Origin of the sequence: Rhizobacter sp. (assembly GCF_035702065.1) — a bacterium.
Lineage (GTDB): Bacteria > Pseudomonadota > Gammaproteobacteria > Burkholderiales > Burkholderiaceae_C > Rhizobacter.
In genome coordinates this window covers 1-10,502 of sequence record NZ_DASSRA010000335.1, presented here as the reverse complement: position 1 = coordinate 10,502, position 10,502 = coordinate 1, and the positions used below count along the sequence as shown (strand labels likewise).

Sequence of the window (10,502 nt, the reverse complement as noted above, 5' to 3'; positions counted from 1 at the left end):
GTGTTCGGCAAGAAGGACTACCAGCAGCTGATGGTGATCCGCCGCATGGTTGAGCAGTTCGCCCTGCCCATCGTCATCGAAGGCGGCGAAACACGACGCAGCAGCGAAGGACTGGCCCTGTCATCACGCAACGGCTACCTGAGCGAGGCCGAACTGGCCGAGGCGCTGGCCTTGTCGCAAACGCTCAAACGCCTGGCGGATGGCTACCGTGCGCAACCGGGCCAGCTGGCCGCTCTCGAAGCCCAGGCGGCACAAAGTCTGTCTGCGCGCGGCTGGCAGCCGGACTACCTGACGGTGCGCCGCCGCAACGACCTGCAGGCGCCCATCGAAGCCGATGCCAAAGGCCCGCTGGTGGCGCTGGGTGCGGCCCGCCTGGGTACCACCCGGTTGATCGACAACCTCGAGTTCTGATCCGCTGAACCGGCTCTACGAGTTCGACGCACGCACGCCGAGCTTGAAGCCGATCATCGCCCGCAGCTTGTTGGGTACGACCGGCTTCACCAGCAGGTGGAAGTTGTGCGCCTGGGCTGCCGCCTCGTGGCCGGTCATGGTGCTGCCGGTGACCATGATGGCCGGTATCTCGGTGCCGAAGCGTTCGCGCAGCGCCTGGATCGCCTCCACACCCGTGCGCCCCTGCTCCAGGCGGTAGTCGACGACCAACAAGTCCGGGCGCTGCGCCACCGGATCAGCCGCCTGCGCCCAAGCGCTGGAGGCCTCGACCGTCTCGAACGCAGCCACCTGCGCACCCCAGCCCTTGAGCAGCACCTCCAGGCCACCGCGCACCGCGGGTTCGTCTTCAACCACCACGATGAACTTGCGGTCGAGCGTGAGCCCGAGCGGCACCTTGCCGGCCACGTCGCTCGGGCCGCGCACGCGCGGCACCTTGCCGGGCGGCAGCTGCAGCGAGAACACGGTGCCGCGGCCTGACTCGGAGCGCAGCGTCAGCGGCACCTCCATCAGCGCGGCGAGGCGCTTGACGATGGCCAGCCCCAGGCCCAGTCCCTTGCGCTGCTGCGGCGAGAGCGTCTCGCTGTAGGGCACCTGGTAGAACTCTTCGAAGATGTGCTCCTGCTCGCGCTCGCGGATGCCCACGCCGGTGTCCCACACCTGCAGCAGCATGCGGCCATCGCGCCGGCGGCAGCTCACCAGCACGCTGCCGTCGTTGGTGTAGCGGATGGCGTTGGAGACCAGGTTGCGCAGGATGCGCTCCACCAGCACGGGGTCGGCGTAGATGTTGTGCTGGTTGCCGCGGAAGCGCAGGGCCAACCCCTTCTCGAAGGCCACCGGCTCGAAATGCAGGCGCAACTTGCGGAAGATCTCGCCCACGTTGAAGTGCTCGGGCGTGACGTCGACACCGCCGGTGTCGATCTTGGTGATGTCGAGCAGTTCGGAGAACAGGCCTTCGAGCGCATCGACCGAGCCGTTGATGCTGGCCACGAGCTGCGACACCTCTTCGTCGTGGCTGCGCTGGCGCAGCGCCTCCGCGAACAGGCCCATCGCATGCAAGGGCTGGCGCAGGTCGTGGCTGGCCGCCGCGAAGAACTGGGTCTTGGCGCGGTTGGCCACCTCGGCCTCCTGGCGGGCCGCTTCGGCGGCGGCCTTCTCGGCACGCAGCTGGATCAGCAGCTGGTCGGCGCGCACCTTCAGTTGAACCAGGCCCTGGTTGTTCTTGCGGTACAGCCGCGCGAGCATCACCGTGATGCCGAAGATCACCAGGAGGTAGGCTGCCAGCATCAAGCTCTTGGAGTCTCCCGGCAGCGCCGTGCGCACCACCAGCGGGGTGAGGCAGAGCGCGCAGAACTCGTAGAAGGTGTTGTGCTGCGGTGAAAGGATCTGCATGCCGGCCATGCAGAAGCTGTAGATGGTGAGGATCAGGATCACCCTTTCGGTGGCACTGCCATAGCCGTAGAAGAACCAGGCCGCCACGCCCCACAGCGCCCCGGCGCACAGCGTGGTGGCGCGCCAGGCCTGGTACCAGCGCAGCAGGGCTTCGCGGTCGTCGTTGGGGCGGTGCTTGAAGGCGTAGGACATCCAGGCTCGCACCAACCCCAACACGCCCAGCGCCACCAGCCAGGCCACCATGCCCGGGCGGGGCACCAGGCGCCAGTACTGGGTGACAACCACCGTCACGCCCACGACCATCGCCACCGTGGTGGTGGGCAGATAGGCGTAGATGTCGGCCACGCGCTCGGCCGAGGCCTGATCGTCGAGCATGGCCTTGGTGGCGGTATCGGTCGCGCCGCCGCTGCTGCTCACCTCGCCCAGCGGTGCGGACAGGTCATGGCTGGGCGGTGGCGTGGGCATGTCAGCGGGAGTTGGTCTGGCTGCCGCGCCAGGTCGAGAAGCCGCCGTGCTGCTGCGTCATCTGGCTGACGGCCAGCACCGCCTGCGTGCGCGAACTCACGCCCAGAGCGCGCAGCACCGCCGCCACGTGGTCCTTGACGGTCTCGACCGACAGGCCGAGTTCGCGTGCGATCAGCTTGTTGGGGTTGCCCTGCAGCAACAAGGCCAGCACGTCGGTCTGGCGTGGCGTGAGGCCCAGCGAGGCGAGGCTGGGCTGGGTCTGGAAGCCACTGTCGGTGGCCTCCTTGCTGACCACGTTGAGCTGGCCGCCGGGCAGGTCGGTGCTGCGCCGGTTGCGTGGTGGCGGGGCTTCGGTGCCGATGGTCATGGGCGGCACGTAGATGCCGCCGGACATGACCATGTGCAGCGCCTCGAACAGCGTCTCGTTGGTGGCGCGCTTGGGCACGAAGCCCATGGCGCCCAGGTCGATGGAACGGATCACGTCGCTCGCACGGTCGGAGGCCGACACCACCACCACAGGCAGCGCGGGGTAGCCGGCGCGGAACTCCACCAGCAGATCGAAGCCGTCGGCGTCGCCGAGCTGCAGGTCGAGCAGCACGAGGTCGAAATCGCTCTCGTTCTTGAGCGCCTCGCGTGCCGCACGGGCACTGCCCGCCCCCACCACATTGACGTGGTCTCCCAAGCCTTTGATGACCGTTTGAAGCGCCGAAAGAATCAGCGGATGGTCATCGACCAGCAGCACTTTCATCGTTGTTCCCCCTAGGTGTGTGCGACTCGGGATCGTATGCGAGGGGTCACAGGCACCGGTTCCCTCCTAAGGGGGGCGCTGGGGCAAGCCCTAGGCGTAGCGCCGGGCCAGGGACTCGGCCACGCACACGGGCTTGTCGGAGCCTTCACGCTCCATGGTGCACTCGACCGTCATCTGTGCACCGCCTTCGAGCGGCACATATTCGACGAGCTTGAAGCGCCCGCGCAGGCGGCTGCCCACCGGCACCGGCGCAGGGAAACGCACCTTGTTGAGGCCGTAGTTCACGCCCATGCGCGTCTGCTTGACCTGGAAGGCCGAGGCCGTCATCTCGGGCAGCAGGCTGAGCGTGAGAAAGCCGTGGGCGATGGGTGCACCGAAGGGGCCGGCCTTCGCGCGCTCGGGGTCGACATGGATCCACTGGTGGTCGCCCGTTGCGTCGGCGAACTTGTTGACCTGCTCCTGCGTGATGGTCGTCCACTCGGAGACACCCAGCTCCTGGCCGACGAGGGTTTGCAGATCGGAAATCTTCTCGAAAACTTTCATGCGTTGATCCAGCTGATGAGGGGTTGCCACTGCTCCAAGTCGCGCTCGACGCGGCTGGGCGCCACGTCCCACAGCGTGAGGCCACGGGCGGCGAGATGGACGTAGTTCTGAGTGTCCCGCAGGAACGTGATGACCGGCGTCTCCAAGGTGCCAAGAAAGCTGCGCAGCTGGTCGGCCGAGATGGTGCCCTCGCGGATGCGCATGCCCACCACGCCGATCTCGACCTTGCTGCTGCGCCGGTTGGCGATCAACTCGCGAATGAACGCATGCGTGGCATGGATGTCGAAGATGCTCGGCTGCAAAGGCACGATCACCTTGTCGGCGAGCTTCATCACCTCGTCGAGCCGTTTGCCGTGCAGGCCGGCCGGGGTGTCGAGCACCACGTGCGTGGTGCCCTTGGGCGGACGCACGATCTCGTCGCGATTCACGTCCCAGCCCGTGATCTTGGGCAGGCCTTCCGGGCGCAGGGAGAGCCAGGTTCGGGTCGACTGCTGGCGGTCCACGTCGCCCAACATCACCGCGTGCCCGGCGTGCGCCAGATAGCCCGCCACATTGGTCGACAAGGTGCTCTTGCCCACACCACCCTTCGGATTGGCCACCACGATCACCGGCATGCGCTGCTCCCGAGTTTGCGTTTGCGGTTATGTTAACGGGCCCCCTCAAGCCCCGCCCATCAAGACTTACCAGCGAATTTCATGGCCCAAACCACAGACATCCTGGTGATAACCGCCCACCCGCAGATGGAGCTGTCGCGCGTCAACCGCACGCTGATGCAGGCCGCCGCCGGAGTTCCGCGCGTCGAGGTGCGTGACCTGTACGCCCTCTACCCTGACTACCTGATCGACGTGGCCGCCGAGCAGGCCGCGCTCAAGGCGGCCCAACTGGTGGTCTGGCAGCACCCCATGCACTGGTACCACATGCCCCCACTGATGCAGCTCTGGCTCGACGAGGTGCTGGCCTTCGGCTGGGCCTACGGGCCCGAGGGCACGGCGCTGCAAGGCAAGGACTTGTGGCTCGTCACCAGCACCGGCGGCGCCGAGGAGTCGTACCAGCCCACCGGCTACAACCGCTACCACTTCGACGCGTTCATGCCCGCCTACGAGCAGAGCGCCACCCTGTGCGGCATGCGATTCCTGCCGCCCATGGTGCTGCACGGTGCCCACCGCGTGAGCTCGGCCGGGCTGGAGGCCCATGCCCGCACGCTGACCGATCGCCTGGCCAGCTACCCCGCCTGGCCCGAACTCGACGAGATGGAAGAGTGCGTCGCCTGCGAGGTGCCGCGCTCGGCACGCCCGCAGGAAGAGTCAACCCCCACCGCCGAGGTGGCGTGACATGAAACCCCCAAGCTCACTTCGTTCGCTGCCCCCCCAGGGGGCGCTCAGTACCTTCGGAACGGCCGGGAGGTACTGAGATGGAACACAGCAGCTGGCTCACGAGCGGCCTCATCTACCTCGCTGCGGCCGTGCTGGCCGTGCCCCTGGCCAAGAAGCTGGGGCTGGGCGCCATCATCGGCTACCTGGGTGCGGGCATCGCCATCGGGCCCTGGGGCCTGAAGCTGGTGACCGACCCGCAGGACATGCTGCACTTCGCCGAGTTCGGGGTGGTGCTGATGCTCTTCCTCGTCGGCCTGGAGCTGGAGCCACGCCGCCTGTGGTCACTGCGCAAGCCCATCTTCGGCTGGGGCAGCGTGCAGCTGTTCGGCTCCACGGCTCTGCTGGTGGTGCTCGGCGTGGTGGCGGGCGTGCCATGGCAGATCGCCCTGGTGGCTGCGCTGGGGCTGGCCATGTCGTCCACCGCCATCGGCCTGGGCGTGCTGGCCGAGCGCAACCTGATGGCCACCACCAGCGGGCAAAGCCTGCTCAGCGTCGCCTTGCTGCAGGACATTGCCGCCATCCCCATCCTCGCTCTGGTGCCCTTGCTGGCCGCCAGCGGCGCGCACGCGGAAGGCAACGCCTGGCTCGCAGCAGCCAAGGCGGTGGCCGTGATCGCCACCATCGTGCTCGGCGGGCGCCTGCTGTTGCGCCCGGCCCTGCGCTGGATCGCCCGCAGCGACACGCCCGAGATCTTCACCGCCGCCGCCCTGCTGCTGGTGGTGGCCACGGCCGCACTGATGCAGGTGGTGGGCCTGTCGATGGCCTTGGGGGCCTTTCTGGCCGGCGTGCTGCTGGCCGAAAGCGAATACCGCCGCGAGCTGGAGACCGACATCGAGCCCTTCAAGGGCCTGCTGCTTGGCCTCTTCTTCATCGCCGTGGGCATGAGCATCGACTTCGCGGTGGTGCTGCAGCGGCCGCTCCTGGTCACTGCCGTGGTGCTGGCCTTTCTGGCCCTCAAGGCCGCGGTGCTGTGGGGCATGGGCCGGGCCATGCCCTTGCCCAAGCCGGAGCGGCCGGTGTTCATCATCCTGCTGGCGCAGGGCGGGGAGTTTGGCTTCGTGGTGTTCCAGAGCGCAGCCAATTCCGGTGTGATCGACGCGCCCACCTCGTCGCTGCTGGTGGCGTCGGTGGCGATCTCGATGCTGCTGACGCCCTTGCTGCTGGTGGCCGCCGACAAGTGGTGGATACCGCTGCTGGCCAAGCACAAGCGCGTGGACATGGCCGAGATCAGCGAGCCGCAAAGCGCGCCGGTCATCATTGCCGGCTTCGGCCGCTACGGCCAGATCGTTGGCCGCCTGATCTTTGCCAACGGCATCGACGCCACCGTGCTCGAACACGACGCCGAGCAAGTCGAAGGCCTGCGCAAGTTCGGCTGGCCGGCCTTCTATGGCGACGCCACCCGGCTCGACCTGCTGCGCACCGCCGGGGCACAGAAAGCGCGTTTGATCGTCGTCGCCATCGACGACGTGGAGCAAAGCCTCAAGCTCGTCGACGTGGTGAACGAGCACTTCCCGCACCTCACCATCGTCGCCCGTGCCCGCAATGTGACGCACTACTACGGCCTGCGCGAACGCGGCGTGACGCTGATCGAACGCGAGACGCTCGACTCGGCCCTCATGAGCGCGCGCAGCGTGCTCGAAACCCTGGGCTGGGAGCGCCACCAGGCGCGCAACCTGGCGCTGCGCTTCCGCCGCCACAGCATCGAACTGCTGGAAGAGATGAACCTCCATCGCCAGGACGAAGCCAAACTGATCGCCGTTGCCAAACAGGGCCGCATCCAGCTCGAGCAGCTCTGGGCCAAGGAACGCGCCGATGCGCAGGCCCGCACCCGGCGCGCCGGCTGGAGCGTCGAGGCCGAACAGAACGCGTCGGAACAACAGACGACCGAGAGAACCCCATGACCGCCTTCCTGCGCACCCATGCCTTCAAAGCCCTGCAACCTGGCCGCCGGCTCATCGTGCTGGGCGCCGTGCACGGCAACGAGACCAGCGGCACGCGTGGCATCGAGCGGGTGCTGAAAGAGCTCGACAGCGGCGCGCTGCAGATCGTGCGCGGCAGCGTGACCTTCGTGCCCGTCACCAACCCGCTGGCCTACCAGCGCGGCCAGCGCGCGGGCGACCGCAATCTCAACCGCAACCTGCGGCCCAACGCCGACCCGCAGGACTACGAAGACCGCATCGCCAACGTGCTGTGCCCGTTGCTGGCCGAGCACGAGGTGCTGCTGGACCTGCATTCCTTCCACACCGCTGGACAGCCCTTCGCGATGATCGGCCCAGCCGACAACAGCGGCACGCTGGAGCCCTTCGCCCATGCCGCGGAGGAAGAAGCCCTGGCGCTGCGCCTGGGCCCGCGCCGCATCGTCGAAGGCTGGCTCGACACCTATGCCGCTGGTGTCCAGCAGCGCCTGCGGCGCAGCACACCGGCTGATCGCGCGCAGATGCTCAGCACGGACCCGAGTTATGGCGTGGGCACCACGGAGTACATGCGCAGCCAGGGCGGCTACGCCATCACGCTCGAGTGCGGCCAGCACGCCGACCCGCGGGCACCCGAGGTGGCCTACCGCGCCATCCGCCACACACTGGCGCACCTGCGCTTGGTGGACGAGCCCGAGCCGCCGGCGCGAACGGACATCGAGTTCCTGAGGCTCGCTGAAGTGACCGACCGACATCACCCGGACGACCGCTTCGCCCGCGACTGGGCCAGCTACGACCCGCTGCGCGCTGGCGAGCTGATCGGCACACGCGCCGACGGCACGGCGCTGCATGCGCCGGCCGATGGCTTCATCGTGTTCCCGAACCCCGCGGCCCTCCCGGGCAACGAGTGGTTCTACTTTGCGCTCAGGAGTGAGCGCAAGTTGCGGTCCTAGTCAGAACGCCGCTTCGAAGATCCCTTCAATCTCGGCTTGCGAGAGCTTGCGCGGGTTGGTCGAGCCCGAGCCGTCCTTCATCGCGTTGACGGCCATCATCGCGAAGTCTTCGCGCTTCACGCCCAAGTCCGACAGCTTGGCGGGGATGCCCACCGCGCGGGCCAGATCGGCCATCGCCTTCACGCCCGCCTGGGCGGCGGCCTCGGTGCTCAGGCCGGTGGTGTCAACACCGAGCGCGCGGGCGATATCGGCCATGCGCGGTGCGCAGGCTGAGACGTTCACCGCCTCCACGTGCGGCAGCAGCAGCGCGTTGCAGACGCCGTGCGGCAGGTTGTACTGGCCGCCCAGCTGGTGCGCCATGGCGTGCACATAGCCGAGGAAGGCGTTGTTGAAGGCCATGCCGGCAAGGAACTGCGCGGCGGTCATGTTCTCGCGTGCCTCGATGTCTTCCTTGCCGTTGGACACGGCGCGCGGCAGGTACTGGCCGATCAGCTTGATGGCGTGCAGGGCACACGCGTCGGTCACCGGGGTCGCCAGGATCGACACGTAGGCCTCGACGGCGTGCGTCAGCGCATCCATGCCGGTGGCGGCAGTCAGAGAGGCGGGCATGCCGCGCATCAGCTCGGGGTCGTTGACCGAGATCAGCGGGGCCAGCTGGCGGTCGACGATGTTCATCTTGAGGTGCTTGGTCTCCTCGGTGATCACCGCAAAGCGGGTGATCTCGCTGGCGGTGCCGGCCGTGGTGTTGATCGCGATCAGCGCGAGCGGCGCCTTCTTGACCTTGTTGGCGCCTCGGTAGTCCATCACCGCGCCGCCGTTGGTGGCCAACACGGCGATGACCTTGGCGCAGTCGTGCGGCGAGCCGCCACCCAGCGAGATGATGCAGTCGGCCCCGGCCTCCTTGAGCACGGCCAGGCCGGCTTCGACGTTGGAAACGGTGGGGTTGGGCTTCACGCCATCGAACACCGAGACAGCAAGTTCGCGCTCACGCAGCAACGCGGCCACCTTGTCCGTGACGCCGAGGGCCGTCAGGGGCGCATCGGTCACGATCAGCGCGTGCTTGAAGCCGCGCGACTGGATGACGGACATGGCATCGGCCAGGCAGCCTGCGCCCATGTAGTTTTCGGCGGTCATCAGGAAGCTGCGAGTGGGCATGGTGGTTCCTCGATTCTTGGAAATGCAGAGCGAAGCCGACATTTTCGCACGGCCGTTTAAATTGCTGCGTCCCACAGGAGCTTGACACCCGTGAGAAACATCCCGACGTAGACCAGTTTGTAGAACAGCTGCTGCGGAATGTGCGGCACCAGCTTCACGCCGATCCACACGCCCACCGGCGCCAGCGGCATCAGCACGAGCGCCGTGCTCATGTTGCGCAGGTCGATCAAGCCCAGCCAGGCATAGGGCGCCACCTTGGACAGGTTCACCGCCGCGAAGAAGATGGCCGTGGTCGCGGTGAAGGTGATCGGCGGCAGGCGCAGCGGCAGCACATAGGCACTGAGCGGCGGCCCACCGGCGTGCGAGACGAAGCTCGTGAAGCCCGAGGCGATGCCGAGCAGCCGGCCCAGCCAGCGCGGCGGCGGCCCGCTGTCGGCTCGCGGCGGGAAGGCGATGCGCTGCGCCAGGAAAAGCAGCGTCAGGCCACCCACGATGCCGGCCACGACCTTGCTCGGCAGCACGCCGAAGGTGATCGCCCCAAGCCCCACGCCCAGCAGGCCGGCCGGCAGCAACAGGCGCAGCAGTTGGCGGTCGCACTGCCGGTACAGCGCCTTCACGCCCACGGCGTCCATCACCAGCAGCAGGGGCAGCATGATGGCGGCCGCCTCGGGAACGGGAATGGCCAGCGCCATCAGCGGCGTGGCCAGAGGCCCGAAGCCGGCGCCGAAGCCGCTCTTGGCCAAACCCATCATCAGCACCGCGGGCACGGCCACGGCATAAAACCCAGGGTCGGTGATCATTCAGGCGAAAAGAGACAATTCTCCGATGTTCGCCCCCTCCCAGCACGACGTACGCCGATTCTTCTGCGACACCTTCCGCAAGCGCCGCGAAGGCCTGCCGCTCACGCCCATGGAGACCGCCGCGGCCGACTGGATCGACGATCACCCCGAGTACCACGCCGAGCTGAGCGACGTGGAAGCGGCGCTTGCCGCGGTCTACGACGTCGAGGCCGGCCGCACCAACCCCTTTCTGCACCTGTCGATGCACCTGTCGATCAGCGAGCAGGTGAGCATCGACCAGCCGCGCGGCATCAAGCAGGCCTACGCGCTGCTCGCCGCCAAGCGCGGCTCGGCGCACGAGGCCCACCACGAGGTGATGGAGTGCCTGGGCGAGATGATGTGGGAATCCCAGCGCAGCGGCCAGCCACCCGACGGGCACAAGTACATCGACTGCGTCAGGCGCCGCGCGACCCGCTAACGAACCAGCGAAGCCAGGTTCACATCAAGCAACACCCGCGGAACCGGCTCTGCCGGGCCGCTGGGTGGCGCCCCTCGGGGGCAGGAGCGAGAGCGACTGGGGGGCCTACTTCACAGTGATCCAGCGCCACTCCAGCCAGTTGTCGGGGCGGTGAACAGCATCCACGTTGGCGCGAGCCGCCCAGGGAATTACCTGGCGGTGCAGCGGAATGTTGAGCACCAGCTCGTTGTGCCGCTTGAGCGCGGCCTTGATGAGC

At 67.7% G+C, this 10,502-nt stretch carries 11 protein-coding genes; 5 read left to right on the top strand and 6 right to left on the bottom strand.

Annotated elements, in window-relative coordinates:
* A partial coding sequence (locus VFL64_RS15015) for a pantoate--beta-alanine ligase (protein WP_489541189.1) occupies positions 1–411 on the top strand: 411 nt, incomplete at its 5' end.
* Between the two features lie 15 nt (positions 412–426).
* Here VFL64_RS15015 and VFL64_RS15010 read toward each other — a convergent pair.
* From VFL64_RS15010 to VFL64_RS14995, 4 genes are all read right to left on the bottom strand, one after another.
* Positions 427–2,304: an ATP-binding response regulator gene (locus VFL64_RS15010; RefSeq protein WP_489541188.1), complete on the bottom strand. Its 1,878-nt coding sequence runs from the start codon at positions 2,302–2,304 to the stop codon at positions 427–429.
* Position 2,305: 1 nt separating this feature from the next.
* Positions 2,306–3,052, bottom strand: a complete 747-nt coding sequence (locus tag VFL64_RS15005; RefSeq protein ID WP_489541187.1) for a response regulator — start codon at positions 3,050–3,052, stop codon at positions 2,306–2,308.
* Positions 3,053–3,142: 90 nt separating this feature from the next.
* Positions 3,143–3,595 carry a MaoC family dehydratase gene (locus VFL64_RS15000; RefSeq protein WP_489541186.1) on the bottom strand — a complete coding sequence of 151 codons (453 nt, stop codon included), beginning with the start codon at positions 3,593–3,595 and terminating at the stop codon, positions 3,143–3,145.
* On the bottom strand, positions 3,592–4,209 hold the full coding sequence (locus VFL64_RS14995; protein ID WP_489541185.1) for an AAA family ATPase: 618 nt from the start codon (positions 4,207–4,209) through the stop codon (positions 3,592–3,594). The genes VFL64_RS15000 and VFL64_RS14995 overlap by 4 nt, the downstream gene beginning before the upstream one ends.
* A gap of 81 nt (positions 4,210–4,290) precedes the next feature.
* On the opposite strand from VFL64_RS14995, the gene kefF reads away from it, so the two are divergent.
* The 3 genes from kefF (at position 4,291) to VFL64_RS14980 (ending at position 7,834) form a co-directional block, all read left to right on the top strand.
* On the top strand, positions 4,291–4,926 hold the full coding sequence (gene kefF / locus VFL64_RS14990) for a glutathione-regulated potassium-efflux system oxidoreductase KefF (RefSeq protein ID WP_489541184.1): 636 nt from the start codon (positions 4,291–4,293) through the stop codon (positions 4,924–4,926).
* A gap of 80 nt (positions 4,927–5,006) precedes the next feature.
* Positions 5,007–6,869: a glutathione-regulated potassium-efflux system protein KefC gene (kefC, locus tag VFL64_RS14985; protein WP_489541183.1), complete on the top strand. Its 1,863-nt coding sequence runs from the start codon at positions 5,007–5,009 to the stop codon at positions 6,867–6,869.
* Positions 6,866–7,834, top strand: a complete 969-nt coding sequence (locus VFL64_RS14980; RefSeq protein ID WP_489541182.1) for a M14 family metallopeptidase — start codon at positions 6,866–6,868, stop codon at positions 7,832–7,834. Before kefC ends, VFL64_RS14980 begins: the two co-directional genes overlap by 4 nt.
* Here the strand turns inward: VFL64_RS14980 and VFL64_RS14975 are convergent, their stop codons facing one another.
* Positions 7,835–8,989, bottom strand: a complete 1,155-nt coding sequence (locus VFL64_RS14975; RefSeq protein WP_489541181.1) for an iron-containing alcohol dehydrogenase — start codon at positions 8,987–8,989, stop codon at positions 7,835–7,837.
* Between the two features lie 56 nt (positions 8,990–9,045).
* Positions 9,046–9,789, bottom strand: a complete 744-nt coding sequence (locus VFL64_RS14970) for a sulfite exporter TauE/SafE family protein (RefSeq protein WP_489541180.1) — start codon at positions 9,787–9,789, stop codon at positions 9,046–9,048.
* A gap of 25 nt (positions 9,790–9,814) precedes the next feature.
* On the opposite strand from VFL64_RS14970, the gene VFL64_RS14965 reads away from it, so the two are divergent.
* Positions 9,815–10,246: a DUF1841 family protein gene (locus VFL64_RS14965; protein WP_489541179.1), complete on the top strand. Its 432-nt coding sequence runs from the start codon at positions 9,815–9,817 to the stop codon at positions 10,244–10,246.
* Positions 10,247–10,502: the final 256 nt, after the last annotated feature.

Bases quoted from the DNA above. Each gene is read 5' to 3' on its own strand.
- VFL64_RS15000 (WP_489541186.1), bottom strand. From the start codon at position 3,595: ATGAAAGTTTTCGAGAAGATTTCCGATCTGCAAACCCTCGTCGGCCAG.
- VFL64_RS15010 (WP_489541188.1), bottom strand. From the start codon at position 2,304: ATGCCCACGCCACCGCCCAGCCATGACCTGTCCGCACCGCTGGGCGAG.
- VFL64_RS14995 (WP_489541185.1), bottom strand. From the start codon at position 4,209: ATGCCGGTGATCGTGGTGGCCAATCCGAAGGGTGGTGTGGGCAAGAGC.
- kefF (WP_489541184.1), top strand. From the start codon at position 4,291: ATGGCCCAAACCACAGACATCCTGGTGATAACCGCCCACCCGCAGATG.
- VFL64_RS14965 (WP_489541179.1), top strand. From the start codon at position 9,815: ATGTTCGCCCCCTCCCAGCACGACGTACGCCGATTCTTCTGCGACACC.
- kefC (WP_489541183.1), top strand. From the start codon at position 5,007: ATGGAACACAGCAGCTGGCTCACGAGCGGCCTCATCTACCTCGCTGCG.
- VFL64_RS15005 (WP_489541187.1), bottom strand. From the start codon at position 3,052: ATGAAAGTGCTGCTGGTCGATGACCATCCGCTGATTCTTTCGGCGCTT.
- VFL64_RS14975 (WP_489541181.1), bottom strand. From the start codon at position 8,989: ATGCCCACTCGCAGCTTCCTGATGACCGCCGAAAACTACATGGGCGCA.
- VFL64_RS14980 (WP_489541182.1), top strand. From the start codon at position 6,866: ATGACCGCCTTCCTGCGCACCCATGCCTTCAAAGCCCTGCAACCTGGC.
- VFL64_RS14970 (WP_489541180.1), bottom strand. From the start codon at position 9,789: ATGATCACCGACCCTGGGTTTTATGCCGTGGCCGTGCCCGCGGTGCTG.